Annotated in this window: 26 protein-coding genes; 14 read left to right on the plus strand and 12 right to left on the minus strand. The window is 64.2% G+C overall.

All coding sequences use genetic code 11. The features are described from left to right. Positions 1 to 29 precede the first annotated feature (29 nt). The gene (gene ltrA / locus ASD21_RS12545; RefSeq protein WP_056441397.1) at positions 30 to 1,268 is read left to right on the plus strand and encodes a group II intron reverse transcriptase/maturase; all 1,239 of its coding nucleotides are present in this window, start codon (positions 30 to 32) and stop codon (positions 1,266 to 1,268) included. Between the two features lie 238 nt (positions 1,269 to 1,506). On the opposite strand, the gene ASD21_RS23935 is transcribed toward ltrA, so the two are convergent. Beyond that, entirely contained in the window at positions 1,507 to 2,109 is a 603-nt protein-coding gene (locus ASD21_RS23935; RefSeq protein ID WP_156398371.1) for a hypothetical protein, read from the minus strand. Positions 2,110 to 2,494: 385 nt separating this feature from the next. Here ASD21_RS23935 and ASD21_RS12550 point away from each other — a divergent pair, with 385 nt between their 5' ends. The 4 genes from ASD21_RS12550 (at position 2,495) to ASD21_RS12565 (ending at position 6,097) form a co-directional block, all read left to right on the plus strand. Beyond that, entirely contained in the window at positions 2,495 to 3,874 is a 1,380-nt protein-coding gene (locus ASD21_RS12550; RefSeq protein ID WP_056441400.1) for a hypothetical protein, read from the plus strand. Positions 3,875 to 4,097: 223 nt separating this feature from the next. Beyond that, on the plus strand, positions 4,098 to 4,281 hold a 184-nt coding region (locus ASD21_RS24745), incomplete at its 3' end, for a helix-turn-helix domain-containing protein (RefSeq protein WP_156398384.1). 48 nt (positions 4,282 to 4,329) lie between these two features. Further along, positions 4,330 to 4,584, plus strand: a complete 255-nt coding sequence (locus ASD21_RS24750; RefSeq protein ID WP_235524889.1) for a helix-turn-helix domain-containing protein — start codon at positions 4,330 to 4,332, stop codon at positions 4,582 to 4,584. Positions 4,585 to 4,993: 409 nt separating this feature from the next. Continuing rightward, entirely contained in the window at positions 4,994 to 6,097 is a 1,104-nt protein-coding gene (locus ASD21_RS12565) for a Fic family protein (protein ID WP_056441409.1), read from the plus strand. A 134-nt stretch (positions 6,098 to 6,231) separates the two neighbouring features. On the opposite strand, the gene ASD21_RS12570 is transcribed toward ASD21_RS12565, so the two are convergent. Together ASD21_RS12570 and ASD21_RS12575 are read right to left on the minus strand one after the other, a co-directional pair. Then, positions 6,232 to 7,056, minus strand: coding sequence for a hypothetical protein (locus tag ASD21_RS12570; RefSeq protein WP_056441412.1), 825 nt, complete (start codon positions 7,054 to 7,056; stop codon positions 6,232 to 6,234). After that, positions 7,053 to 7,931 carry a hypothetical protein gene (locus ASD21_RS12575; RefSeq protein WP_056441415.1) on the minus strand — a complete coding sequence of 293 codons (879 nt, stop codon included), beginning with the start codon at positions 7,929 to 7,931 and terminating at the stop codon, positions 7,053 to 7,055. Before ASD21_RS12575 ends, ASD21_RS12570 begins: the two co-directional genes overlap by 4 nt. Before the next feature lie 277 nt (positions 7,932 to 8,208). Between ASD21_RS12575 and ASD21_RS12580 the strand changes: the two genes are divergently transcribed. After that, entirely contained in the window at positions 8,209 to 9,720 is a 1,512-nt protein-coding gene (locus tag ASD21_RS12580) for a hypothetical protein (RefSeq protein WP_056441416.1), read from the plus strand. A 24-nt stretch (positions 9,721 to 9,744) separates the two neighbouring features. On the opposite strand, the gene ASD21_RS12585 is transcribed toward ASD21_RS12580, so the two are convergent. Beyond that, on the minus strand, positions 9,745 to 9,942 hold the full coding sequence (locus tag ASD21_RS12585) for a hypothetical protein (protein ID WP_056441420.1): 198 nt from the start codon (positions 9,940 to 9,942) through the stop codon (positions 9,745 to 9,747). A 719-nt stretch (positions 9,943 to 10,661) separates the two neighbouring features. Here ASD21_RS12585 and ASD21_RS23370 point away from each other — a divergent pair. Next, positions 10,662 to 12,407: an ATP-dependent nuclease gene (locus ASD21_RS23370; protein WP_082554747.1), complete on the plus strand. Its 1,746-nt coding sequence runs from the start codon at positions 10,662 to 10,664 to the stop codon at positions 12,405 to 12,407. 146 nt (positions 12,408 to 12,553) lie between these two features. Here the strand turns inward: ASD21_RS23370 and ASD21_RS12595 are convergent, their stop codons facing one another. Beyond that, positions 12,554 to 12,880 (minus strand): GrlR family regulatory protein, encoded by a 327-nt coding sequence (locus tag ASD21_RS12595; protein WP_056441427.1) that lies wholly within the window; start codon positions 12,878 to 12,880, stop codon positions 12,554 to 12,556. Between the two features lie 593 nt (positions 12,881 to 13,473). On the opposite strand from ASD21_RS12595, the gene ASD21_RS24455 reads away from it, so the two are divergent. Next, the gene (locus ASD21_RS24455; RefSeq protein ID WP_200941432.1) at positions 13,474 to 13,644 is read left to right on the plus strand and encodes a hypothetical protein; all 171 of its coding nucleotides are present in this window, start codon (positions 13,474 to 13,476) and stop codon (positions 13,642 to 13,644) included. Position 13,645: 1 nt separating this feature from the next. On the opposite strand, the gene ASD21_RS24460 is transcribed toward ASD21_RS24455, so the two are convergent. Continuing rightward, complete coding sequence (locus tag ASD21_RS24460) at positions 13,646 to 14,254, minus strand: hypothetical protein (protein WP_200941433.1); 609 nt, start codon at positions 14,252 to 14,254, stop codon at positions 13,646 to 13,648. Between the two features lie 65 nt (positions 14,255 to 14,319). Here ASD21_RS24460 and ASD21_RS12605 point away from each other — a divergent pair, with 65 nt between their 5' ends. After that, complete coding sequence (locus ASD21_RS12605; protein WP_056441434.1) at positions 14,320 to 14,763, plus strand: hypothetical protein; 444 nt, start codon at positions 14,320 to 14,322, stop codon at positions 14,761 to 14,763. On the opposite strand, the gene ASD21_RS12610 is transcribed toward ASD21_RS12605, so the two are convergent. From ASD21_RS12610 to ASD21_RS12620, 3 genes are all read right to left on the minus strand, one after another. After that, positions 14,760 to 15,962, minus strand: coding sequence for an O-antigen ligase family protein (locus ASD21_RS12610; RefSeq protein ID WP_056442404.1), 1,203 nt, complete (start codon positions 15,960 to 15,962; stop codon positions 14,760 to 14,762). The genes ASD21_RS12605 and ASD21_RS12610 overlap by 4 nt on opposite strands. A gap of 82 nt (positions 15,963 to 16,044) precedes the next feature. After that, positions 16,045 to 16,746, minus strand: a complete 702-nt coding sequence (locus ASD21_RS12615; RefSeq protein WP_056441438.1) for a hypothetical protein — start codon at positions 16,744 to 16,746, stop codon at positions 16,045 to 16,047. Positions 16,747 to 16,851: 105 nt separating this feature from the next. After that, positions 16,852 to 18,351, minus strand: coding sequence for a GumC family protein (locus ASD21_RS12620; protein WP_056441440.1), 1,500 nt, complete (start codon positions 18,349 to 18,351; stop codon positions 16,852 to 16,854). A gap of 84 nt (positions 18,352 to 18,435) precedes the next feature. Between ASD21_RS12620 and ASD21_RS12625 the strand changes: the two genes are divergently transcribed. Continuing rightward, positions 18,436 to 19,176, plus strand: coding sequence for a polysaccharide biosynthesis/export family protein (locus tag ASD21_RS12625; protein WP_056441442.1), 741 nt, complete (start codon positions 18,436 to 18,438; stop codon positions 19,174 to 19,176). A 46-nt stretch (positions 19,177 to 19,222) separates the two neighbouring features. On the opposite strand, the gene ASD21_RS12630 is transcribed toward ASD21_RS12625, so the two are convergent. Together ASD21_RS12630 and ASD21_RS12635 are read right to left on the minus strand one after the other, a co-directional pair. After that, complete coding sequence (locus ASD21_RS12630) at positions 19,223 to 19,501, minus strand: sel1 repeat family protein (protein ID WP_056441444.1); 279 nt, start codon at positions 19,499 to 19,501, stop codon at positions 19,223 to 19,225. Between the two features lie 175 nt (positions 19,502 to 19,676). Beyond that, the gene (locus ASD21_RS12635) at positions 19,677 to 20,402 is read right to left on the minus strand and encodes a glutathione S-transferase N-terminal domain-containing protein (RefSeq protein WP_056441447.1); all 726 of its coding nucleotides are present in this window, start codon (positions 20,400 to 20,402) and stop codon (positions 19,677 to 19,679) included. Between the two features lie 213 nt (positions 20,403 to 20,615). Between ASD21_RS12635 and ASD21_RS12640 the strand changes: the two genes are divergently transcribed. From ASD21_RS12640 to ASD21_RS12655, 4 genes are all read left to right on the plus strand, one after another. Continuing rightward, positions 20,616 to 21,146 carry an RcnB family protein gene (locus ASD21_RS12640; RefSeq protein ID WP_082554748.1) on the plus strand — a complete coding sequence of 177 codons (531 nt, stop codon included), beginning with the start codon at positions 20,616 to 20,618 and terminating at the stop codon, positions 21,144 to 21,146. Between the two features lie 274 nt (positions 21,147 to 21,420). Next, positions 21,421 to 21,771 carry a hypothetical protein gene (locus ASD21_RS12645; protein ID WP_056441454.1) on the plus strand — a complete coding sequence of 117 codons (351 nt, stop codon included), beginning with the start codon at positions 21,421 to 21,423 and terminating at the stop codon, positions 21,769 to 21,771. A 184-nt stretch (positions 21,772 to 21,955) separates the two neighbouring features. Then, on the plus strand, positions 21,956 to 22,426 hold the full coding sequence (locus ASD21_RS12650; protein WP_056441457.1) for a hypothetical protein: 471 nt from the start codon (positions 21,956 to 21,958) through the stop codon (positions 22,424 to 22,426). A 36-nt stretch (positions 22,427 to 22,462) separates the two neighbouring features. Further along, on the plus strand, positions 22,463 to 24,733 hold the full coding sequence (locus ASD21_RS12655; RefSeq protein WP_056441459.1) for an alkaline phosphatase family protein: 2,271 nt from the start codon (positions 22,463 to 22,465) through the stop codon (positions 24,731 to 24,733). A gap of 69 nt (positions 24,734 to 24,802) precedes the next feature. On the opposite strand, the gene gatB is transcribed toward ASD21_RS12655, so the two are convergent. Further along, positions 24,803 to 26,302 (minus strand): Asp-tRNA(Asn)/Glu-tRNA(Gln) amidotransferase subunit GatB, encoded by a 1,500-nt coding sequence (gatB, locus tag ASD21_RS12660; protein ID WP_056441463.1) that lies wholly within the window; start codon positions 26,300 to 26,302, stop codon positions 24,803 to 24,805. Positions 26,303 to 26,330 lie beyond the last annotated feature (28 nt).

A 26,330-nucleotide genomic window follows, 5' to 3' on the forward strand; every position in this document is an offset into this window, starting at 1 on the left:
CCGAAAGCTCGGCGTGGAATGCGGGTTTGATGGAGGCGATCTGCGCTCCGGACAACCTGGCGGCGGCCTTGAAGGTCGTGATGCGCAACAAGGGCTCGCCGGGCGTTGACGGGATCACCGTCTCGTCGGCGTCGGGCGTCCTTGCGGCGCGCTGGCCGAAGATCCAAGCGGATCTGCTGGCGGGGCGCTACCGGCCTGATCCGGTCTTGCGGGTGAAAATCCCCAAGCCGGACGGCGGGGAGCGCAACCTCGGCGTTCCGACCGTGATTGATCGCGTGATCCAGCAAGCGGTCCTGCAGCAGCTACAGCCGCAGTGGGACCCTACGTTCAGCGAGCACAGCTACGGCTTTAGGCCGGGCCGCTCGGCCCATCAGGCGGTGAGGCAGGCCCAGGCCTACGTCATCGAGGGGTATCGGTTTGTCGTGGACATTGACCTGGCGAAGTTCTTCGACCGGGTGAACCACGACCGGCTGATGGCCCAGGTGGCCGGGCGGGTGGCCGACAAGCGCGTGCTGCGGCTGATCAGGGCCTATCTGACGGCCGGCGTGCTCGAAGACGGGGCCGTGGAGGAAAGCCGGGAAGGAACGCCGCAAGGCGGGCCGCTCTCGCCCTTGCTCTCGAACCTGGTGCTGGACGAGCTGGACCGCGAGCTTGAGAGGCGCGGCCACCGGTTCGTGCGTTACGCGGATGACTGCAACATCTACGTGCGCAGCGAAAAGGCTGGCCGGCGGGTCATGCAAAGCTTGACCGGCTTCATCGAACGTCGCCTGAAGCTTCAGGTCAACACGGCCAAGAGCGCGGTGGATCACCCCTGGGCGCGCTCGTTTCTGGGCTTTACGGTCAAAAACGAGCCGGGCTTCCCCCTGGCCATCGCCAAGACGGCGCTCACTCGGTTCAAGAACCGGGTGCGCGAGCTGACGGGCCGGCATCGGGGGATCGCCCTGGAGTCCATGATCCGCGAGCTCGTCCCGTTCCTGCGGGGATGGGCGGGTTACTTCGGCATCAGCCAGAAACGCGAGTTGGGCAGTCTCGACGGCTGGATCCGTCGGCGCATCCGTTGCGTCGCGTGGGTCCAGTGGAAGACGATCGGGCAGCGCTATCGTGAACTGCGTCGTCTCAAGGTCCCCGAGCGGACGGCCAGCGAGGTCGTCTTCAGCACCAAGGGACCCTGGCGGCTCAGTCTCACGACGGCGATGCACCGAGGCTTCTCCAAGGCTCGCTTCAAAAGCCTGGGTCTCCTGGCCATGGAGACCCTGGTCCACGCTTAATCCGCCGAACCGCCGTGTACGGACCCGTACGCACGGTGGTGTGGGAGGAGGGGGGAGGCCGCAAGGCTTTCCCCTATCCCGATTGAGGGGCGGATTGCCGTCCGGCACCTACGCCCGATCCGCGAGGCACTGACAGCGGACGTTCCGAAGTTCTGCCAAGGGTGGGTAGCGGTCGCTGGTCTGAGTTCCTGCGCTGACCGCGCCAACCGCGAGACGCAACTAACCGGCTATACTACCCCTAATCTATCAGAGGTGGAGGCGGACTGCATGCGCGCGCGTTGTAGGCAGCTTCAAGCCTTTCGATGGCTTCCAGCCCCGCAGCTTGAGTTGAATTGCTGAGCAGAGGGTAGCGCAAAGCTCCGACTTCAAGCCCTTTCGAGTCGTTTACCACGATTGTGACTTCGCGCGGCGTTGCCACCGGCAGACCGTCATCCGCTCGACTTAGATAGTCCGCCGTGCCAGAGCCCGGGGTCGCGTCTACATTCACCAGGGCGGGCATAAACGGTGTATTGATCGTCTTCTGCCAACGAAGTTGGCCATCTGCATAAGCTTTCAATGCAAGCGGGAATACTGGCTTTTGTTTAAACTGAATATGGAAGAACATACCCGATAGAACACCCGGTAGCTTTCGATTGTTGGGATCCAAACTCACCGTCGCACGCGTCCATCCGTCGGGATCGTTCAGCGAAAGCTGCATGAACTCGGGTCGGTAATCGTGATCGACCCTCAGAGTTAAATAACCCGTACGCACGCCATCCAAAAACCCAGTAGAGCAAAAAAGATAGGTGTCCTGCGTCAGGGGCGCTTGCGCGATGAACATCGATACGAGAGCAGCGATCATCGTTCTAGACTGGCATGGGCTGTCCCCAGTCGCAAATGGCAGCGCCTGGCAGGCGTGAGGTCCGATCCTTTCTCACTGACTTGTCGGTGCCGACCACCAGGATAGCTCGTCCGCCGGTTAAGTCTGCTCAGGGTCGGGAGGGGAAATTAGCCCACCGCCGCAAAGCCGACCTTAAGCTGCGCGAGGCGGCGTGCCGCGAGCGTCCGGTTTCCGGAACGAGGTGATCTTCCGTTCCCGCCCCCAAAGGGACGATCACCAGGTCCGCTTCCCAGAGCTCGACCCGATCTAAACGTCCCGCAAAGAGGGTCCCTTTTGCGGTCTCTTTGCCTCAGCGCCCCTTGGCCGCCGCATCCGGCTGCGCTATCGGCGTTCATGGGGGACCGACATGGGCAAGACAATCATCGCGACCTTGTTGATCTGCACGCTTGGCTTCGGCGCTCAGGCGCAGACGACCGACGACGCTCGATTCGAAGCCTTCAATAGAAGGGCGATCGATAAGGGCGATTGCACCGACTATCAGGCAATGGCGGAGGCCGCCCTTGCCGGCCGACCTGGCGGGTCTCTTGTTCACCGGGTCTCCGCCGCCGCCGCGATCTGCGCGGCGCGGGATGGGCGCTTCGATCTGACGGATCGGCTTGCAGCGCGATTTCCCACAAGCGCACCTCACCTCAGAGACTATCTGGTCGCTACGCCCTACACGTTCATGATCCGCCGCCTCGTGGACATTCCGGGCGCTGGTCCTTCGGCGCTCGCCGCAGCGCAGCGGTTGCCCGATATCGACTATCTATCGTCTCCGAACATTCAGCGCACTGAACTGACGGCCATGGCCGCGTTCGCCGCCGGCCAGGACGCCGAGGGCATCGCGAGCCTCGATCAGGTTGATCGTCGAGGCGCGCTTTCGATCCAAGCGGATCGCCGCTTCGCGCCCGCCTGGCTTCCGTCGGAGCAGTTGATCACGGCGTCGACCACACCCGCCCTTCCGCCGGCCTCTGCTTTGGGCAATGACTGGACGCGCGAACTGGCGACCCTGGATCGGCGAGGCGAAAGCGAGGCAACGGTTCTGGCGACTGCCTATCGCCAAATGAATGCCGATATCGCAAACAGCCCGGTGCCCGGCGACTTCGCACCCTTGGCCATGGGCAAAACCGGCTCCCATGGCGACGGTCAACGCGCCTGGCTCGTGCAGCGACTCCTGGAAGACGGGCGGGTCGACGAGGCGCTGAAGGCGCTCGATATCAAGACAAACTACGAGAACGGTCGCTCGGGTGACGCCCTCTTCGTCCAGAATCTCGCCGACCTGACTCAGGCCTTGATCCGCGCGGACCGTACTGCGGAGGCTGACCAGTTGCTTGAGGAGTGGACGGCCGCTCAATTGGAGGACAAGGCCGAATATGTGGGTTTCTCCCGGGATGACAATCTCACCGTGCGGCCGTTGCGGGCGTTGCGGGCCTGCTTGCGAGGCGACCACACCGCCAGACTGGAACCCGTCGATTGGCGTGTCAGCATGGTTTGCGATGATCCCGAAGACCGAACCGCCGCATTGCTGATCGACGCGCTGAATGCTTCGAGTTATCGAAACCAAACGCTCCAGGCGGTCAATCTCCCGCCGATCCATCCTGCCCTGGGTAAGGCCGATGAGGACTATCGACGACGCCGCAACGCGCTCTTGGCCCGCCCCGACGTCGCGGCCGCTGTCGATCGCTACGGCCGCCGCCTGGCGCCGGGCCTAGCTTGGCGCCTGGCTCGCGCCTATCCCACCTTTTGACTCTAAGATGAAGGCACACTCATTCCTCAACGCGGATGCCGGCTGCAAAGCCAGGATGGAAATGAGTGTGTGTCCCTCCCCCCCCGCATAGGTGCCGGACGGCGGACGTCCACATTCTGGGGCAGCAACCTCCGCCTCCCACCCCTTGTGGACCTCCGCGAGGTCGCCTCTGCGCCCGCGTAGCATGCTAGTGCTCCCGCTCTGAAGAAGGAGGAGCTTCCTGATGCCCAAACCGCCTGCGGAGAGCCCTGACCCTATCGACGTGCACGTTGGCAAGATGATCCGCGCCCGGCGGCGTGCGATCGGCGCCTCCCAGCATGACCTGGCGCCGGCGATCGGCGTGACCTTTCAGCAGGTGCAAAAGTATGAGCTCGGCAGCAACCGCGTCAGCGCGTCCAAGCTCTTCGNCCTCCCAGCATGACCTGGCGCCGGCGATCGGCGTGACCTTTCAGCAGGTGCAAAAGTATGAGCTCGGCAGCAACCGCGTCAGCGCGTCCAAGCTCTTCGCCATCGCTCAGGCGCTAGGGGTACCGGTCGCCAGCTTCTTCAGCGACCTAGAGGAAAGCGGAGCTGACCCGTCGGTCCTTTCCGAATTTGGTGATTTCCTGGTGCTCAATGGTTCAACAGAACTGGTGAAGGCCTATCGGACCCTGACGGCCGATCAGCGTCGTGTCCTTGTCGATTTGGCGCAGGTGATGGCGGCCTCCTGACGTATGGCGCCATAAAAACCTTTTATACTCCAAAGGCTTAGCGCTCCATGGCGCTAAATGGCTCCATTTCGGGAGCCATGGCGCCATTCTGGTGAAGCTAGAAACGATGTGCAGACAATGACTTACGGAGACACCCCTTTTGGGTGGCGCCGTAGCTTTATCTTGCCCTCATTCGAAGTGCCCCCCGAACGATCTCTTGACCCCCTTTCGTTCTCCCCCAACGCCTTGCGCCATCGGGGAAAACGGCTTCCGCCCAGCCTCTCGCTAAGCACTAGTGCTAAGGGCGCGGCGGGGTCGGCCGGCCTCCACAGACGCGGAGATTAGCGGCCATATTCTCCGCAACTTATGCGGAGAATTGACTTGCGCTTCGCGTAGCCTGCCGCCAAACTCACGCTGAAAGGCGAGGATCATGGCGCGTTACATATACGATCGCAGCGGCTGGCCGGACCTCGAATGGCGCAAGGCAGAACTGGCTGATCAGCTCGGCCATGTCCGCCATCGCCAAGGTCGTTTGCTCGGACGGATGGACGCGCTGGGCTTCCCCCTGCGGGAGGAGGCCGCGCTCAGAACCCTGACCGAAGACGTTCTGAAGTCGAGCGAAATCGAGGGTGAAATCCTTGACAAGGCGCAAGTTCGCTCGTCGATAGCTCGTCGTCTGGGGATCGACATAGGGGCGCTCACGCCCGCCGATCGCCATGTCGAAGGTATCGTTGAGATGATGCTCGACGCCACCCAAAGGTTCGATCAACCGCTGACTGACCAGCGTCTTTTCGGCTGGCACGCCTCGCTCTTTCCGACCGGCTACAGCGGCCTCAGCAAGATCGTCATCGGCGCCTGGCGCGACGAGACGGCGGGGCCGATGCAGGTGATTTCGGGGCCGATCGGGCGTGAGAAAGTCCACTACGAAGCCCCCGCCGCTGACCGTATGGCCGGCGAGATGCGCGCCTTCTTGGACTGGTTTAACCGCGAAACTGTCGATGACCCGGTGATCAAGGCGGCGCTGGCTCACCTCTGGTTCGTCACCATCCACCCGTTTGAAGATGGCAACGGCCGGATCGCCAGAGCCATCGCCGACATGGCACTGGCACGCTCGGATGGAAGCTCTCAGCGCTTCTACAGCATGTCATCGCAGATCAGGCTGGAGCGGAAAGACTATTACGACACCCTGGAGGCAACACAGAAGGGCGGCCCGGATATCACCCGGTGGATCGCCTGGTTCCTGGGCTGTCTGGACCGCGCTTTTGACGGCGCCGAGGCTACCTTGGCGACGGTGCTGGCCGCCGCGCGCTTCTGGGAAAGCCACGCCGGGGAAGCGTTCAATGAGCGCCAACGCATGATGCTTCAGCGCCTGCTCACGGGCTTCGAAGGCAAGCTCACCTCATCGAAATGGGCGCTGATCGCCAAGTGTTCTCAGGACACCGCCGGGCGCGACATCGACGATCTCGTCAATCGTGGCGTGCTGGTCAGGGACGCCGCCGGGGGGCGGAGCACGAGTTATTCGCTGCGCCCCTGAAGGCGAAAGCTGCCTCACAGCCGGCCTTATGAACGTCCGCTCATCGGCGTGCGGTGAGGCGGCTCAGGAACCTGAATCCGGTGCGTCTGGCGATAGGCCTTGGCGATCCAAGGGCTTTATCATGCGCGCCGCGCCTAGCCGCTGACTCCCGCCAGCGACGCGAAGGTGTGTCCGACCTGATTGACCTCGGACAGGTCAAAGCCGCGAAAGCGGATAGCGACCCAGCGGTCGCCCCAAGAGGCCTTCCCCCACTCAGCAACTGTCACGTCCGCGCTGAGGTGGAATCGATCTGGCGCAGCGAACGCGACTTGAACGCCGCCGCCGACGGTGCCTGGTTCGTCCTGGCTCAACTGTTCGCGCAGCATGTCGAGGGGTTCGCGTCGCCAGGGCTTCGCCTCAGGGTTCAAGTCGCGCAGCCGCGCCGCCGCGTCGTCTTTGCCGCTTCCGAATAGCAGCAGTTCGCCATTCCCGAGCTTCAGCTGGTCCACGGTCAGCTCAATCCCGGCAGCGGCCCGCCTGACCTTCACCTGCCAAGTTTCGACAACGCCGGCCTCGTCATCACGGCCGAGCAAAATGCATTCAGTGCCGACAGCGCCGCTGTTCGCAAGATCGAACGCATACGCTTTCAGGAAGACGCCTAGGTGTCTTGCGCAGTCTCCCATGCTTGGGAGCGTTTGTTCGCCCGAAGACGTGAGTCGCGCCCAGAGCGGTAATACCGCAGCATACGCCTCCAGCGCGACAAGAGTGCTGCCGGTGTAGGCAAACCCGATAGCGCGAGACTTTAACGGGGGGTGGTCAGGGTCGCGCCCCAATAGGTGAAGGTCTGCTTCGAGGATTTTCGCGGCGCGGTCCGTCATCCGGTCAATGCCACCGGTCGGGCCGTCTTTCGACAAGCGGCTGTCGCTGACGATCCATATTCTGTCTGCCTCACCCTCCCTCCAAACCATCAGCAGTGTCATGACACGGCCTCGGGCGGTGGAAAGGTTGCGCGACGCTGGTATGCGCCGCATTCGGATGCGAACGGACAGCGCGGGTTGCCGGGTATGTCGAACCATTGGGCTGAAATGCAGCGCCCGCTGTGAAATGTGACCGGAGGCTTTCCACTCACCATGCGCATCATGAAGCGGCCCTCGACCACGGCGCATGGCACGGTGACTTCCGCATTTGAGAGGGTCGAATTGAGGAAGTGGAAAACCTGACCAAGCCAAGCGTCAACATCCACTAGCGTGGTGTCGATCCACTCAAAGATATCGTCAATTACAAGGGCGTTCGCCTGTTCCGTCAGGCCATGGTGGATGTACCGTATCAGGCGCGTTTCGCTGTCACGATGCACAGCGCCAGTGTCGAGGTGGGTGAGTTCATCCCGTAGGTGTAGCAGTCGCCTATACCAGCCGACATCCGCCAAGGTCGTGGCAATTTCGGGCGGCATCTTGGTACTGTCGGGGTCATAGTTGAGGAAGAACCGCCGCGTGGATTTCTTCCTACTCGATGCGCCAGGGTTGTAGATGGCGAACAGGGTTTTGACCGTGCAGTCGAGCGATGAGTAAATCTCAACGATGCTCGCCTCCAGTACCGTGGCAAGCTCGCTAGCGTTATCCGCGGGCGTGGAACCATGCTCCTCAAGCTGCGCCTCGTCGATATTGAGATTGGGGACAAGCCGCTCCGCCAAGTGGCGCAGCCGCCGCGCTTTGAGAAAATGTCCCGTCACCCCCCGCAGGGCACGGACGTCACGAGGATCGAAGCTGTAGGTTCCGGTATAAAAAGTGGAGAACCGCTCGACCTCGCCAAGTTGCTCTGGGTGAAAAAGCAGAACGAGTTCAGGCGGCTTTGGCATTCCGCTGCCACCTCCAGGCAAAGGTCTATCGAGAATCTGTTTCGTTACCTAAACGCTACCTTAAAACGTGGGGTGCATTCCAGCGTCGAGCCCAGCTTCAATGACCCATATCCACGGCGGCACGATAGGAACGCCTGGAGCGCTCCAGCTGTCTGAGCTGGGCTGCCGCCAATGCGCAACAACGCCTGCGGTTGAGGGGACAATTTCCGGCTGGCCCTTCGTGCCCATGCGAATTGATCAATAGGCTGTGGGCTGGGCTACTTTGAGGAGGGGTGAGGTGATCAAGACCGAGGACGGCTCGAAATACTCAGGAAAATTCGCCGTGGGCGACGACGTGCTCGACGGCGAACTGACATTCAGCGGACGGGACACCAGCCTCTATCTTCACAGTCCGGAATTCTTTCGGCCTGACGCGAACGCGGACCGCTGCATCCAGGGCACCCTGCACGATTTGACCAAGGTTTCGCTCCTAGAGTGTGTAGCTTACCCGATTCCGGGTACAGCAAACTCCCAGACGGGGAGCTACAATTTCACCGAGGTGAAGCCTCACTTTGTCCTGCACGGTAGGGAGTTGATCTCGCCCGCCAGCAATCTCATCGACGCTGTTCGTTTCATTGCCAGCGATGCTCTCTCGATTTTTCATGATCACGACGCCTTCGCGCACGCCATCGCTCCGACGCCCGCTCAAATTCGATCCCTAGTGACCGCCTACGAGAAAGTTGCCCAGCGCAAAGTAAAGATAGGAGACCGGCCAGAGATCGCGTTTTTCACCGGGAAACGGGAAATATTCGAGGCGCAGACCGCCTTTGGTACCATCAGCGCCACCAATAACCCCAGAAGCAACATATTCAGCGGCGCCAGCGGAGTTTTCATCCGAAATTTTGTGACGACTGATGTTCGCTTTGACGAACCTGTCACGTTCCAAACGGCACTGGAGGCCGCGATGGTCATACTTCAGTTTTTGGAACTGATCGCCGGGCGGCGGCAGAATGTTGATGAACTCTTCGTCGAGATGAAGGGGGGCAACGACCACCCAGAGCGATTGGACGTCTATTGGTGCAATCCGCTCGCCAGGAAGGGCCATTCCAACGAGAGAGCGCCGCAGTTCTCTGACATTCCAGTCGACGCGGTTCGCGAGCCCGAAGCTTTTGCCCAGATCCTCACGCGATGGCTTGAGCGACATGAGACGTGGAAGGTCGCCCGTTCGCGCTTCTCCGCATCGTTCTCGGAAGAGAACTGCTACGACACCGACCGCCTGATCTGCGCCGCGAATATGTACGATCTGCTACCGGGAAGCGCGGTGCCCACAGATGTCGAGCTACCGGCTGACTTGATCCTAGCTCGCGATCAATGCCGGACGATCTTCAGGGCGCTTCCTGATAGCTCCGAGCGAAGTAGCGTCCTCGGCACCCTTGGCCGTGTCGGAAAAAGCAGCTTGAAGCGCAAGGCGCGACATCGCGCAGTCCCCATTGTCGAAGCGCTGGGGCAGCGCTTACCTCACCTCAATGAGGTGATCGATTGCGCCATTGATTGCCGCAACTTCTTTGTTCACGGCGGCGATGCGCGGGTCGACTACGTCGGGCGGTTCTTCGATACGGTTCCCTTTCTCACGGACACGTTGGAGTTCGTGTTCGGGGCCTCCGACTTGATGGAGGCGGGATGGGACATCGTGGCCTGGGCCAAGAAGGGCACGACGATGTCTCATCCGTTCGGGGCCTATCGCGCCAGTTACAGTGGTCATCTGAGCGCGCTCAATGACGCCCTGCCCACAGACCGGAAGTTATTCTAGCGCCCCGGCGACGGCGACATGCGCCTACGCGTCCGCCATATGCTCGCGCATGGTCTTTGCGGGGTGGAAGGTCGCGCGGGGCTGAGTGGTGAGCCCGGCGTCCGCTGCCGGCGCGCTAACGGATCGGTGATTCAGATCGCTCTGAATGAATTGGAGACGTCGGCCCAGCACCTCGACTTTTTGCGCCTCAGCGTCGAGCGCCATCACCGGGACCTCGGCCATTTTTCTCAGTCCAGACCTGGAGTTTGCCCCCTCGATAGGCACCCGCCCATATGTGGGCAATCGGCCCTCTCGGCGCGGAGGCGGACGACGAAGCCTCGCTGGCCGCGCCGCAACTCTAAAGCCCGAGACCCTATTGCCCCAAAGACTCGTCAAGCGCTGAAAAGAGAGTAGGGTTTTCCAATGGCCGACGTTTCAGTCATTGGCGTAGTCGCTACAATCCTCATCGCCCTAGCGGGTGCGGTGGGGAAGAGTTGGGCCGACACCCTTTTTAAAAAAGCCCAATTCTGCCCATTGACCTAGTGCCGACTCGCACATAAAAGCCCCCCTCCGCTGGTTCAGGCGCTCTATCGCGCATTTAGTGCGTTTCGACGACCTAACCACTAGACCCTGCGGCAAGCGCAAACTCCGCCCACACCCGCCTTTTTCAATAGGGATGAACCGAGCGCGCGCGTTGACGGTGGCGTCGTAGGGGGCGATCCGAACGGTTAGATCGCCACAGAGAGCTTGTGTCCGTTCAGGGAAGCGCCCGACCGGCGATGGCGCCCGACCGCGATGTATCCGCGTTGCGCGCTCGTCGGCACTGGCAAGCTCGGCCATGTGGTAGGAGGCTTGAATTGCCAAGCTAGGCGGATACCGTTCCCCGGATCGTGAATTGCACTTGCTGCATTGCACGTCGCTGAAAAGTAGAACGCCCGCAGTTCGACGCGGCAGGGGAAACGATGAGCGTATATTTGCGAGGTTTGGGCCTGAAGAACTATCGCGGCATCGGGCCTGAGTGGCAGCTCATGTCAGGTTTCGCGGATTTCAACTTCTTCATCGGCGCAAACAACACCGGCAAGTCCACGGTCCTCAACTTCATTAACAAATGGCTCCCCCTACGCCAGCAATCCGCACGGGGAGAGCGACTTAGCCTCGGGCCCGCTGAGGCGCATCTGCACGGGATGAAGGGGCCAACCGAGGCAGCTTTCGGCGCACCGGTGAATGAGGTGTGCGCCGCCGTACTGGGGCAGTTATCTTCGGATCACGCTCGGAAGCAACTGGAACCAAACATCAGAATATTAGGGGAAGCGCTGTCACACGACGGCTTCATTTGGTCAGCGAGCGCCATACCTAATACGGGAAAACAGAGTCTGCACTATGTTGATGGTGAGCCGAACTTCAAGGCCGTGCTTTCTCATCCCGAGTGGTCGCGCCTTTGGTCAAGTCTGACTGGTAAGGGGCAAGGCGATATCAGCCAGCATTGGATTCCCCAAACCCTACAAATATTCGAAGCTGCTGTTTCCCCCACGGTCCCCGAAACCATCTTATTGCCGGCGATCCGCCAGATTGGGCCTAGAGGGGAGACGTTCGAAGCATTTGGCGGCCAAGGCCTGATCGATCGCCTAGCCGAAATGCAGAGTCCTGACGTCGATAAGCGTCAGGAGCGTCAAGTCTTTGACCAAATCAACGCCTTCCTTAAAGACGTCACGGGGTACGACGAAGCTCGTATCGAAATCCCGCACAACCGCGCTCATATCTTGGTTCACATTGATGGCAAGGTTTTGCCCCTCTGGGCGTTGGGTACGGGAATTCACGAGGTGATCCTGATCGCCTCCTATTGCACTATCAATAGTAATGTTATTGCGTGCATCGAGGAACCAGAGCTGCATCTACACCCTCTACTTCAGCGAAAGTTGCTAAATTACTTGCGCGGGAACACGCAAAACCAGTATTTTATCGCTACTCACTCAGCGGCTTTCATCGACACCCCCGGTGCAGCGATCTTCCACGTGCGAGCCGACGCTCAAGAGGCCAGGTTCACGAGGACACTATTACGGGGCCAGCGCTTCGAGATCTGCCAAGACCTTGGATACAAGGCGTCAGACATCGTTCAATGTAACGCGGTAATATGGTGTGAAGGGCCTAGCGATCGCGTCTATCTGAACCATTGGATCGCAGCTCTAGCTCCCGATTTTCTGGAGGGAACGCATTATTCGATCATGTTTTACGGTGGTCGAAATCTCAGCCATTTAACAGCGGATGACGAAGCAGTGGGGGAGTTTATCTCTCTGCGAGCGCTGAACCAGAATTGCGCCATTTTGATCGACAGCGACCGAGGTGATGCGGAGGATCCGATCAATTCGACCAAAGCCCGTATTTGCGAGGAGTTCAACAAGGGCTCTAGTCTAGCCTGGGTGACGGGAGGCCGTGAGATCGAGAATTATATCGACTTCGCTGCGCTACAGGCGGCGATAGCTCGGGCTCATCCGCGAAGCTATTCGAAGGCAGCCAATTCTGGCGGGGCCTTCGACCACGCTCTGGCCTTCCGACAGCTCGCTGAAGGTGAGGCAAGGCCAAAGGTCACGACGGCCGACAAGGTCAAAGTGGCCAAGATCATCGCCGAAGGTGCCGCCAATCTAGATGTCTTGGATTTGCGTGAGCAGATGACCGCGTTGGTGGCAATGATCAGCAAAGCCAATGTGTAGGTAGCGAAGCCTCTTGGCCTCAGATTGTCACGGCCAGGAGGTGTCGGTTCAGGCGAGCGCTGGATCCCCAATCGTGCCGCTCAAGGCACGCGGAACTCTCGTTGATAATCACTCCTCCGCCCCTCAAAGGTGCGGAGGAGCCATGCTCAATCGGCAATGCGGGTCAGGGTCGCTGAGAATGAAACCCCGGGTGCTTGGGGCGAGGAACCCTGCATCGTTGCCTTGTCGCCTTCGCTAGTGCCTTTCAGATTGATCGAGGCCTTCGATACGCCGAAGACGGAGGCCATACTTGGCACGCTCGAATGGGCGTCCGTTTGAACCGATGCAGTGAACTGGCCGCCATCTTCTGCATAGGTGCCGACATAAAAGATCATTGAATCGCCGCCGTGCATCTTGCCGCCAGCGAGGTAGGCGACCCCAGCACCATCTCCGAGCGGGGTCTTAAACTGGACCTTATACAAGCCGTCGCGCATCGATTATCTCCCGGCCATCGGCGGAACGCTTTAGCGCGAACTTCGCGATAGCTACACCTGAGCTAGTAGAGGCGCCGATTGGCGCGGAACGGAAGGCCTCGCGTCTGTTGGCCTGCCCGCTAGCACCTAAATCGCCACAGACAGCGTGTGTCGGTTCAGAAAGGCACCCGACCGCATGCGTAACCCCCGCATGCCTGCTGGCCCGATCCGCCTACCCTGGGCGCCGGAGCTTCGTCGCGGCTAAGGCGAACCTGCTCCGAACCGACCCAAGGCGTCTTCCGAAGAAGACACGGCGAACAAGCCTTCCCGCTCGTCCACCCCTGAAGGCCGCATCGGTCGCCGTACGTGCGCCCTCCCCATGCCTTCAGGTGGGATTAGTATGGAACGGGTTTGAACGCGCCAGCGGTGGTGACGCTGATTATTTTCAAGACTTTGAAATTGTTTATGTTTATTCTGGCGCTCACGGGGACGGACCTTCGCCGATCCCCAGCGCCAAGAACTCGCCGCCGTCTCCACGCGGCGACTTCATGGGATCGTCACGGGCCGCCGGATAGTCTTCACTGGGTCCCGACTCAGCCGATCCAGGGAAACAGATGAAGCCGCCGATCAAACGCCTGGCCGATCTCAAGCCGTCGCCCGCCCAGACCGGGGCCTACGCGCGACCCACGCCGATGGTCGCCAGGCGCAAGACCGCCAAGGTCCTGACGGACGCGGAACGCGCGGCCTTCCTGGCGTCCCGACCGGACCTCGCCTCGAAATCCTGAGCTAGCGCGACGACGTCGTCACGGACAGGGCCGCGAGATCGGCCTGCACCTTGGCCAGGTCCTTGTCCGAGATCGCGCCCCCGAACTTCGGCGCCAGCGCGCTGAGGTTCTCGCTCTTGAACTTGTCGTACATGGGATGCTCGGTCAGCCCCGGAATATCCGCGTCGAGAACGGCCCGCGCCTTGGGTATGGCGACCAGGACCTCGATCGGTGTTTCGATCGTCAGCGCCGGCTTGGCCTGGGGCTCGGCGACCGGCGCCGGCGCCGGCGCCGGCGCGGACTGCGCCAACGCCGCGCCTCCGCCGACAAGAACCGCGATCGCAACGGCGGCGAGATGGCGAATGGAACGCATGACTTCCTCTCTCAAGACGAGCCGCGTCGCGATCCGACGTCCATGACGTCGTTCGACGCGCGACCGCTCGATGAATCCCCATGCGCTCGAATTCGCCAAGCCGCGGGCGTTCAGCAAACGCCCGTCTCTCCGGAACTTGTTCGATTTCCGGGCGCCGCGCGATGAGGACGTCGGCATCATGAGCGACGACCCAACGATCACCCGACGGCCGGCGGCGTGGGGTTCTTTCCAAGCCAACGCGGTCGCGGCTCCGCTCATGCCCGGTTCATCCGGAGTGGTCTCAAACAAGCGTGACTACGGAAACACCCTTGGAAAGCCGACCCATGACCTATCCGCCGATCGCCCTCGCCGCCGTCCTTTTGCTGAGCGCGAACGCCGCCCACGCCGCCCCTCGAGCCTGGGTGCGGGACGTCAGCACTGGCTGGAGCTGGGGCAAGCCGCTGACCGAAGACTTCTCGGCGACGCTGCGAGAGTCGGTCGATGAGCGTCTCGCCGTTTGCGCGGCGGGCAAGGATCTGCGGCTCGACATCAAGGTCGAGCGCCTCAACATCCGTCAGCCCCGCGACATGCGGCCGAACGCCGTCAACTTCCTCGATGCCCAGGTCAAGGTTCGGCTCGCGAGCGACAAGAGCGTCGTCGATCTGCGGCGCCTGCACGTGGAAGCCGAGGACGATGGATTGCTGGCCGTCGTGCGCGATCCGGAAATCGTGCTGTCCGACGCGCTGGGCGATGCGATCTGCCGCGATCTGTTCCCAGGCGACGCCTAAGCCCTGACCTCGCGGTCCGGAAACGCCAGCTTGGCGGCGAAGGCGACGAACAGCACCCAGCGAAAGTCGTTGTAGATCAGGGCGATGCTCTCGGTCAGGGCGACCAGGCTGTAGACGACCAGGAACGGGAAGGCGAGCAGCGCGCCCCGGTCGCGGAAGACCGCGATCACCGCCAGGGCCATGGCCTGCAGGTAGAACAGCCCCCAGGCGATCAGGCCCAGCAGGCCCAGGCCCAGCCACTGTTCCAGCCAGCTGTTGTGGGCGTGCTGGGCCTGGAAGCCGGCGTTCTTGCTGATCCAGGCGAACGGCCCCCAGCCGGACTTGTCGCCCCACACCGCCTGGTAGCCGTAGCCCAGCCACGGCCGGTCCTCGATCTCGCGCATCACCGCCGCCCAGATCTTGGTGCGGCCGGTCAGGGTGGCGTCCTTGCCCAGGATCGCGAAGAACACATCCGAGGCGAACAGGATGAAGGCCCCCAGCAGCACGACGCCGGTGATCCCCGTCCAGGTGGCGGCCGCGCCGAGGACCGGGCCGCGCCGGGCGATCCAGACGAAGCCGATCGCCGCCACGCCCAGCATCAGCGACACCAGCGAGGTCTTGGAGGTCGACATCAGCACCAGCACCAGGGCCAGGCCCGCGAACGTCCACCACAGCCGGGCGCGCTGGGGGTTCAGCAGGGCCGCCGCCGACAGGATGCAGAAGCCGAACGCCATGTTGCCGCCCAGGCCGTTCTTCTCGCGCCACAGGCCGCGCCAGGCGCCGGGGAAGAGCTCGGTCATCACGCCGATGCTCGGCACGGCCAGGCACGCCACGAAGCTGGCGATGATCAGCACCGCGAACGCCGCGCCGACCACTTCGGCCAGCTGGGGCCAACGAAAGCGAGCCGCCAGGGCGATCCCGCCCAGGGTGGTGCAGACCAGGGCGAAGCCGCGCCGGGCGGTCTGGTCCGGATTGACCGACCAGAATATCGAGGCGGCGACCACCACCAGCAGGGCGATCAGGAAGGGCTGGCGGATCAGCACCCGAAAGGTCGAGCCGGGCCGCAAGGCGATCAGGGCGAAGCCGGCGGCGTAGGCCGGCAAGTAGCCGACCCGCAGCAGGGCCGAGCCGGCCTCGCTGGCGTTCTCGCCGACCAGCGGCAGCTCCCAGCCGCCGCTGTAGATCAGCAGGGCCACGACCGGCAGCGCCCACAGCGCCATCTGGACAAAGGTCAGCCGGGTCGGCGCGACGCCGGCCGCGCCGTAGGCCGGGGTCACGGCCCCTTCCTCGACAGGAATGGCCTCAAGGGAGGATGGCTTTCAGGAACTTCGGCGGCTGGACCGAGGCCTGATTGAAGAACACGCCCGCCGTGCGCCCGCCGGCCGAGGCCAGGGCGTCGCGCAACAGGCCCGGCGGCCGCACGTCGGGCTGCTGGGCGCTGACCACCAGCACCGTCTGGTCCATGTGCTGGGCCAGGGTCAGGGCGGCCTGGGAGCGGTCGGCCGAGGGGCTGTCGACGATGATGATCTCGGCATGGCGGCGCAGGGCGGACCAGTATTCGACCCCAGGCAGGATGTGCACCTTCTGGCGCCCGCGCAGGGCCTCGCGGTTGAAGCGGGTCACCCAGAAGCGCGGGCCGCCGACGCTGTGGGCCGTCAGGTACTTGGCGTCGGGCCACACCCCGCCGCCGGGCTTGGGGGCCGGCGGCTGGACGGTGAAGAAGGCCGAGCCGTCGGGCGAAGCCGGCGCCCCGCGGCCCAACTGGCCGTAGCGTTCCGGATCGGTGGCGATGGCCTGGTATTGCGGCGAGTCGACCAGATCCAGGTCGACCAGCCAGGTCTTGCGGCCGGCCCGCTTGGCGGCGAAGCGGGCGAATTCGCGGGCGGCCGTCGAGGTTCCTTCCCCCCGGCGCGCGGCGACGAACTGGATGACGTGCGCGCGGCCGGGCGCGGGGGTTCCCAAGGATCCCCACAGCTCCGCCATCTCGACGTTCAAATCCACCATTCGCCGAATCGCCGTGCGTTCTTGACCGTTTACCCTAATGCCCAAACGCCTTCGCGCGAAAGGCGACGAAAGCGCCCACACCGCGGCTCGGGAAGGGCGGGAGGGTCAGCGCTTGTAGTGGGCGGTGGCCAGGACCGGCAGGCCCAGGGTGCGCGAGGCCGAGGCCGGGGTCTGCAGGCCGGGGCGCAGCAGCATGCGCACCAGGCCCGCGCAGGCGGCGGTGAAGGCCGCGAACAGGAAGGCCAGCACGATGATCGGCTTCCTCAGGCTCTTGCCGGTCGAGGGGGCCACGGCGCGCTGGACGATGCGGATGTTGTCGCTGCCCTGGGCCGACATCTGCCGCTGGGCCTGGTCCTGCTGTTCCTTGACCGTGAAGTCGCGGACGTTGGTCGACAGCACGTCGCGGTCGCGCGACAGCTGGTTGAAGGTCGGCTCCAGCTCGGACAGGCGCAGCAGGCGCTGGTTCACGTCCTGGACCTGCTGAGTGTAGGCGGCCAGGGATTGCCGAAGCGCGGCGACCTCGGCGGCGAGGTCGTTTCGGGTGGACTGCAGGGTCTGCCAGATCGGGTTGGGACCGCTGCGGCGCGCCCCATCGCCGTTGGTGCGGCCCGACGCCACGCCCTGCTCCAGCTGAGCGATCTGGGCCTCTATGTCGCGGACGGGCTGGGCGTCGGGGCGATAGCGGGCCAGCAGCCCTTCGCGATCCAGCTTCAACTGGGCCAGCTTGGCGGGGGCGGACATGTCGCTGTCGCGGTAAAGCACGGTGTCGGCCGGCGTCCTGGCCAGCTCGCCCTCGACCGAGGCCAGGCGGCCCATGCGGTCCTGCAGCTGCGCCTCGGTGGCGTATTTCTGCGACTCGGCCTGGGCCTGCAGTTGGGTCAGAGCCGCCTTCTGGGCGGCGAAGTCTCCGATGTCGTTGCCCGACAGGAAGGCCTGATAGGCGGCGTCGTTCTGGGCCAGCTTCTGGGCGAACAGATCGCGCTGGCGCTCCAGCCCATTGTCGCTGGAGCCGATCAGCAGGCTGCGGCGATAGATCAGGTACTCCTCGAGCAAGGTGTTGAGCACCTTCTCGGCGATCTCGGGATCTTCGTTGGAATAGGCCAGGCGGATGATCGAATTGTCCGGGGCGGTCTCGATCTTCAGGCTGCGGGCCACCGCGTCGCGGCCCTCGGCCATCAGCTTGCGCTTGCCCTCCGGCGAGGCGACGGCGTATTTCGCCGCGCTGCCCGGAAAGACCTTGCCGAAGCCGACCTTGCGGATCACCCGGTCGCGCAGTTCGCCGCTGCCCAGGATCTCGGATTCCGACTGGATCACCTGATCGACATCGGGAACGGCGCCGCGGGCGGCGTCGCCGGCGCGGGGCTCGTAGACATATTCCTGGCCCAGGCGGACGAACAGGCTGGATTGGGCGGTGTAGGTCTTCTTCATCGTGGTGGCGAAGGCCAGGCCCAGCAGGAACAGGACCAGGAACACCCCCAGCATCAGCCAGCGCTCGCGCCACAGCAGGGTGACGAAGTCGGTCGGCGCATAGCGGGCGCGCGCCGCCCAGTCGCTACGCGACGGCGGGTCGTGCGGCACGCTGCTCCAGGCGCTGGTGGTTGACATAAGAATCCGACTGACAGTCCCCAGCCGCACCCTGACCGTGGGCGGCTTAAGGCTTCGTTACCTATATCTGTTAAGACTTGCCGCATGCACAGGCGCACCATCCTTTCGGCGGCTCTTGCCCTGCCCTTCGCGGCCCTCGGCCTGACCGCCTGCGGTCACGTGGATCGCGAACCGATCACGCCCGCGGCCCGTCCGACGGCCACTTTTTCCGATATCGGCTATGCAGACTGGTCGGATCAGGAGCCGGACTACCGGTTTTATCCGGGCGACGAAGTCGAAATCACCGTGCCCTCGGCGAGCGAATTGAACAAGTCCGTGGTGGTCCAACCGGACGGCCGCGTCGCTTTGCCGCTGATCGCGCCGGTGATGGCCGCCGACCGCACGATCGCCGAACTGGAAAGCGCGATCACCCAGGCCTACTCGGCCCAGCTGCTGCGACCGCAGGCGCAGGTGTCCATCAAGGCGACGGCGCCGTTGAAGGTGTTCGTGGGCGGGGAGGTCGGCAATCCGGGCGTCTACGACATGGCCGGCGACGGCGACGCCCTGCGGGCCGTCATCCAGGCCGGCGGGTTCAAGACCTCGGCCAAGCGCACCTCGGTGGTGATCATTCGTCGCGGCCCGGGCGGTCGGGCCATGCTGCGCACCGCGGACCTGCTGACGGGGATGACCAACGGCCGGACGGACCTGGTGCCGCTTCGTCGGTTCGACGTGGTCTATGTGCCGCGCAGCGGGGTGTCCGAGGCGGGCCTGTTCATGCAGCAGTACTTCCGCGACCTGCTGCCGATCAGCTTCAGCTACGCGGTCAACGGCTTCAGCGGAAACTGAAGCCTTTCACGCGGTCTAGAAAGGCGTGGGCTGAACCCGTCAGGATTCAGCCGTGGGCCAGCCATTCGCGCGCCTGGCGCTGGGCTTCGGCGACATCCTCGCTGGCCATCTCCTGCGAGATTTCCTTGCGATAGACCTTGGCCTCGACCGAACCGCGCAGGGCGGCCAGGTTGAACAGCATGTGGGCCGACACGTAGTCCAGCGGCGCGCCGCCCTGGCCGGTCGAGTACAGCAGGCCCATGCGGAACAGCTCGTCGCCCGAGGTGTCGGTGGTCGGCAGCGGGATCCCGTGGATGGCGGCCGGCGGTTCGATACTCATCATCATGGCTTCAGTTCCCCTTCCCAACCCGCGTCGCCGTTCTGGCTCCGCTTGGCTGCGAGAACAGAAAAGTCCATCGCCACTGAACATATAGTTAAAGGCGCTGACATCATGAATCTTACCCATGAATACATAAACCATTCACGGGTGTTACTGAGTGTAAACCACCGTATACAGCGTATTAACGGGCGCGCTGACCGAACAGGACCTTTCGGGCCTCTTCCTGAGCTTTCCCAGGCGCTTGCAGCCCCTGGCGGCGCAGTTCCGCTCCCAGCTTGAAGCCCCGCTCGACGGCCTCGCGCGCCGCCATGCGCTCGAACCAGGCCTGCAGATGCGGGAATTCTTCCAGGATGATGCCCTGATTTTTCCACGGAACGACCCATCCCCAGCACGCGAAATCGGCGATGGACAATTGGCCGCAGATGAAATCCTTGCCGTTCAGCTGCTTGTTCAGCACGCCGTACAGCCGGTGGGTCTCGTTGGTGTAGCGGATGGCGCCATAGGCGATCTGTCGCTGATCGCTGACGATCGCCGCGGCGTACTGGCGGAAATGGTGGGTCTGGCCGGCCATGGGGCCGAGGCCGCCCATCTGCCACATCAGCCACTGGTCGATGTCGACCCGCTCTCGCTCGTTGGCCCCATAGAACTTGCCGGTCTTGCGCCCCAGGTACTGCAGGATGGCGCCGGACTCGAAGACCGAGATCGGCTGGCCGTCCGGACCGTCCGGATCGACGATGGCCGGCATGCGGTTGTTGGGGCTGATGGCCAGGAAGTCCGGTTTGAACTGTTCGCCCGCCCCGATGTTCACCGGGATCATCGTGTAGGGCAGCCCCATCTCCTCCAGGGCGACGGAGATCTTCCAGCCGTTCGGCGTTGGCCAGTAGTACAGCTCGATCGGACGGCTCATCGGCGGGCTCCCTTGGGCGGTTGTGCGGCGTTACGTCTTAGGGACGTTTCGTTTGACCACCAACATGGTCCCGACCCGGGCCGCCGCCAAGGCCGTCGCGCCCAAGCCTGACGGCGCCGTTCAGATCAGGTTCAGCCATGGCGACGGAAACTGGCTTCACGGTCGAGGGATAAGGCGGTTGTCGGACCGCCGACCGAAGAAGGAGACGTCGGAATGAAGCGCTTGTTGCTCACCATCGCGGCCATGGCCGCCGTGGCCGGCCCGATGGCCATGGCCGGCGACGCTTCGGCCCAGGATCGCGGCCGTGGCGGCGACCGTCACGGCGGGCGCGACCATGGCGGCCGCGACGGGGGTCGTCATGATGGAGGCCGCTACGATGGGGGTCGCCACGACGGCGGTCGCGACTACGGCCGCCACGACTACGGCCGCCACAACGGCTGGGGCGATCACGACAGCCGCTGGGATAACGGCCGCCACAACGGCTACTATTACAACAACCGCTGGAGCTATGGCGCGCCGCCGGCCTATTACTACGGCCGCCCGGGCTATCGTCCCGGCTACACCGCCTGGCGTCGCGGCGGCTACCTGCCGCCCTACTATCGCGGCGGCGCCTATGTCATCCAGGACTACGGATACTATAACCTGCGTCCGCCGCCCCGCGGCTACTACTGGTATCGCGCCGGCAACGACTACGTTCTGGCGGCGATCGCGACCGGACTGATCTTCGACATCATCGACAACTAAAGCATTTTCGAGCGAAGTGGATTCCGGTTCGCGTGAAGAAAATGCGTTGAAACAAATCTAGAGCCCAGCCTGATGCAATCAGGTCGGGGCTCTAGGCGAAGTCGACCTGACGGGCTTGGCGATGCTTTCCGAGACACTCGGGAAGCGTCGCCATTCGCCGCATCGTCGCCGCGCATGCGGCGAGACCGCCCGATTGGCGAGCCATTCCCACCGCATTCGCGGATCAGCGTCTCGGCCGTGTCACTTTCCGACGCGACAGTAACGAGACGCTTCCATGACCAAGCTCCGCATCCCGACCGTCGTCGCCGCCCTGACCCTCGCCGGCTTCGCCGGGTCGGCCCTGGCCCAGCAGGCGCCGGCCACCGATCCGACGGCCCAGACCACCCAAAGCGCGCCCTCCTCGTCCACGACCTCGCCGTCGGATCCGGCGGCCACGCCCGCGCCGTCCTCGAGCGCCGACAGCGCCGCCGCCAGCGGCACGCCCAGCTCGGCCACCGCCTCCGACAGCTCGACCGACGCCGCCGCTCCGGCCGCCGACGCCAAGCCCGACAAGAAGACCAAGAAGCACAGCAAGCCGGCCGGCGCGGAAACCACCGACCCCAGCGCCGAGACGCCGAAGCCGTAGGGCGCGGTCCTAGGCGAAACCGGGCCCGTCGCGTTCGCGCGGCGGGCCTTTTCGTGCACGTTGAGCGCGCAATACGTCGTCACGACACTTTTTGTTGCACTCCGCTCAGGCTTCGCGTCATGCTGGCGAAGCGCCGAGTAGGGACGGGTCGGACGGACCTGTCGCCCGGCGCGGGGTTCGGGGCATGGGGCAGTCCGCGCGACACGGCTGGGTGATCGACGACGCTTCCGCCGAGGCCGAGGGCGCGCGCTCCGACGCGGCCTTTCACGCCACGCTCGATCTGCTCGCCCTGATGCATGACCGTCCGAGCCAGGCCCGGCGACTGCCGGCCACCGCCCGCCTTCCCTATGAGAACCCCGCGACCCGCGCCTGGCGCGAGGAGCAACAGCGCTTCCAGCGCGTCTGCGGCTGCGCGACCAGCGCCGTCAGCGCCTTGATCGCCATGGGTCTGGCCGCGACCTGGAGCCTGACCCAAGGCCACGACGCGCCGCTCCTGGGCCTGGCGCTCCGCACCCTGGCCCTGACCCTGGCGGCCGGGATCGTCGCCGGCGTGGCGGGCAAGCTGGCCGGCCTGGCGCTGGGCGCCGCCCGCTTCCGCCGCGCCACGGTCCGCGCCATCGCCGAACTCGGCCGCGCCGCGGTCGGCCCCCTCTAGTCCGCGTCCCCAAAAGCCACTCTCCGGGAGACCCAGATGTCGAAATGCACCCAGGTCGTCGATGGTCTCGTGATGGACTGTCACGAGGTTCTGGACGAGGCCAAGTCCGGCTGCGTGTCGTGGGCCGACGAAGGCTCGTCCAAGTGTTCGACCTGGGCCGACGAGGGCTCCAACGAGTGCGGAAACTGGGCCGACGAGGGCTCGAACGAGTGCGGAAACTGGGCCGACGAAGGCTCCAGCCACTGCTGCACCTGGTGGCCGTGCAGTTGGGCGTGCAAGGCCTACTACTGGGTCGCCAAATGGGTCTGCAAGGCCTGGTACTGGGTGGCCAAGTGGGTCTGCAAGGCCTGGTACTGGGTCGCCAAATGGGTCTGCAAGGCCTGGTACTGGGTCGCCAAGTGGGTCTGCAAGATCTTCCTGTGGATCTTCAAGGCCGTGTGCACGATCGTCGGCTGGATCTTCCGAACGGTGTGCACGGCCTGGAACGGCCTTGTCTGCACCTTCAAGGCCGGCGGCAAGTCGTCCATGCCGCGCAAGGTCGAGAAGGTCTTCGTGCTGATGCTGGAGAACCGCTCGTACGACCACCTGCTGGGCTTCGCCGCCCTGACCGGGACCGACCCCGCTGGCCAACCCACGCGGGCCGACGACTTCGCCGGCCAGGACCTGACCCAGCCGCCCTTCACCAACCTGACGCGCGGCGGCGTCGCCGTCAGCCCCACGCCGGACGCCGTCTTCAAGATCGTCGACGCGGACAAGGACCCGCCGCACGAGTTCATCAACATCCTGCTGCAGATGACCGGGGACACGGCGTGGGACAACAACACCGTCCATCCCTATCCGGTCCCGCAGAACAACGGCTTCGTCTTCAATTACGAGGATGCGGGCTCGGCGCATCCGGCCAACGTCATGAACTGCTTCGACCCGGCCAACGTGCCGATCATCACCACCCTGGCCCGGGAGTTCGCCGTCTGCGACGCCTGGTTCGGCTCCCTGCCCGGCCCAACCTGGCCCAACCGCTTCTTCGTCCACGCCGCCAGCTCCGGCGGCCTGGACGACAGCCCCAGCGGCCTGGATAGCGCGGCGGCCGAGCTGATCGACGGCTACAGCTTCGAGAACGGCACGGTGTTCGACGCCCTGGACAGCAACTGCGTCGACTGGCGGGTCTTCGAGGGCGACGAGCTGCCGCAATGCTTCGCCATCAAGGGCATGACCCTGGCGGCGCTGGGCGGCTGCTTCACCGACATGGACGAGTTCGCCGAGGAGGTGAACAAGCCCGACTTCGAGCCGTCCTACATCTTCATCGAACCCAGCTACGGTAACATCCTGCCGACCACGCCGGGGGACTATACCTGCGGCACGTCCCAGCACCCCTTGGACGACGTCACCCGGGGCGAGCGGCTGATCAAGGCGGTCTACGAGACCATCCGCAACTCGCCGCACTGGGACCGCAGCGCCCTGATCATCACCTATGACGAGCACGGCGGCTTCTTCGACCACGTCAAGCCGCCGACGGCCGTCGCGCCCGGCGACCAGCTGGCCGCCGCCTCCAACAACCATCACAACTTCGACTTCAAGCGGCTGGGCGTGCGGGTGCCGACTGTGATCGTCTCGCCCTGGATCAATCGCGGGGTCATCGACCACACCGTCTACGACCACAGCTCGCTGGTCCGCTCCCTGGGCCTGTTGTTCAAGTTCGCGCCCCTGACCCGCCGCGACGGCGCGGCCAAGGACTTCCTGCACCTGTTCAATCGCAGCGCGCCGCGCACCGACGCGCCCACGGTCCTGCCAGAGGTTCCGGACTCCGGCTTCGAGTGCACCCGGGCGGCGCTCACCTGGGCGGTCGACAACGGCCTGCCCGAGGCGGACGAGTCGGACATCGGGGAAAGCAGCTCGCCCCTGACCGGCGCGCCCGGCGCCCCGCCGTCGACCCATCGCGGCGACGCGCCCATCACCCACGGCGACACCCGGCCGCCACGCGGCGAGCCGCCGGTGATCGGCGAAGGCCGGCCCGTGCCGGCCTCGTTCTGGGGCTTCATGCACGTGGCCTACCGCAAGGCCACCTCGTATGGGCCGGGCCGGCTGAAGGCCAAGCGCGAGCTGACGCCGCAGTACCGCGCGGTCCGCACCGAAGCCGACGCCCGACGCTTCATCCACGAGGCCCGGCTGCGGGTGCGCAAGCTGACCCGTCCGGGCCGGCCCTTCGAGCCCCTGACGCTGCACGGCGCGCCGCCGCCCCAGACGCCCCCGGCGCCCCCGCCAAAGCCGCGGAAGCCGCCGACCCGGCGCCCTCCCAAGAACCAGGCCTAGGCTCCAGTCCACGAAGAAGGGCCCGCCGCTCGCGCGACGGGCCCTTGTCGTGGCGTCGGTGGAGCGGGTCTAGAGCCCCAGCTTGCTCCGCAGCAGTTCGTTGACGGTGGCCGGATTGGCCTTGCCGCCGGTCTCCTTCATCACCTGGCCGACGAACCAGCCGATGGCCTGGGGCTTTTCCTTTACGGCCTCGGCCTTGTCGGGATTGGCCGCGATCAGCGTGTCGATCGCCGCCTCGATGGCGCCGGTGTCGTTGATCTGCACCAGGCCGCGCGCCTCGACGATCTTCGCCGGACGGCCCTCGCCGGCCCACATGTGCTCGAAGACCTCCTTGGCGATCTTCGACGAGATCGTGCCGTTCTCGATCAGTTCGACCAGTTCGGCGATGTCCGAGGCCGGCAGCGGCGAGGCGGCGATCTCGTGACCATGGGCCGACAACTTGGACAGCAGTTCGTTGGTCACCCAGTTGGACACCAGCTTGGCGTCGCGGCCCTTGGCGGCGGCTTCGAAATAGTCGGCGCGGTCGGCTTCGATGATCAGCACGCCGGCGTCGTAGGCCGACAGGCCGTACTGGCTCTGCAGGCGCGCCTTCTTGGCGTCCGGCAGTTCCGGCAAGGTCTCTTCGATCTCCTTCACCCAGGCCGGGTCCAGCACCAGCGGCAGCAGGTCCGGATCGGGGAAGTAGCGATAGTCGTGCGCCTCTTCCTTGCTGCGCATCGAGCGGGTCTCCAGCTTGTTCGGGTCGAACAGCCGGGTCTCCTGGTCGATCTTGCCGCCGTCCTCCAGGATCTCGATCTGGCGACGGGCTTCGTATTCGATGGCCTGCTGGATGTAGCGGTAGGAGTTGACGTTCTTGATCTCGCAGCGCGTGCCCAGGTGCTCGAAGCTGCCGGTCGCGCGGTACTTTTCGTAGGCGCCGGGGCGGCAGACCGAGACGTTGACGTCGGCGCGCAGGTTGCCCTTCTCCATGTCGCCGTCGCAGGTGCCCAGATAGACCAGGATCGTGCGCAGCTTCTTGACGTAGGCGGCGGCCTCCTCGGAGGTGCGCATGTCGGGCCTGGAGACGATCTCCATCAACGCCGTGCCCGCGCGGTTCAGGTCGACATAGGTGGCGTTCGGGTCCTGGTCGTGCAGCGACTTGCCGGCGTCCTGCTCCAGGTGCAGGCGTTCGATGCGCACGTCGAAGGTCGTGCCGTCGTCACGCTCGACGGTCACCACGCCCTCGCCGACGATCGGCTGGTCGAACTGGCTGATCTGATAGCCCTGCGGCAGGTCGGGATAGAAGTAGTTCTTCCGGTCGAAACGGCTCTTCAGATTGATCTGCGCCTTCAGGCCCAGGCCCGTCTTCACCGCCTGCTCGACGCAGAACCGGTTCAGGACGGGCAGCATGCCGGGCATGGCCGCGTCCACCAGGCTGACCTGCTGGTTCGGACCCGCGCCGAAGCCGACGGCGGCGCCGGAGAACAGCTTGGACACGCTGGCGACCTGGGCGTGGACCTCGAGGCCGAGAACGATTTCCCAGGGGCCGGTGCGGCCTTGGATCACTTTGGAAGAAGCGGTTTCGGTCATGTCTCAATTCCTGGCCACGTAGACGGCC

This window comes from Caulobacter sp. Root1455 (genome assembly GCF_001426905.1).
Lineage (GTDB): Bacteria > Pseudomonadota > Alphaproteobacteria > Caulobacterales > Caulobacteraceae > Caulobacter.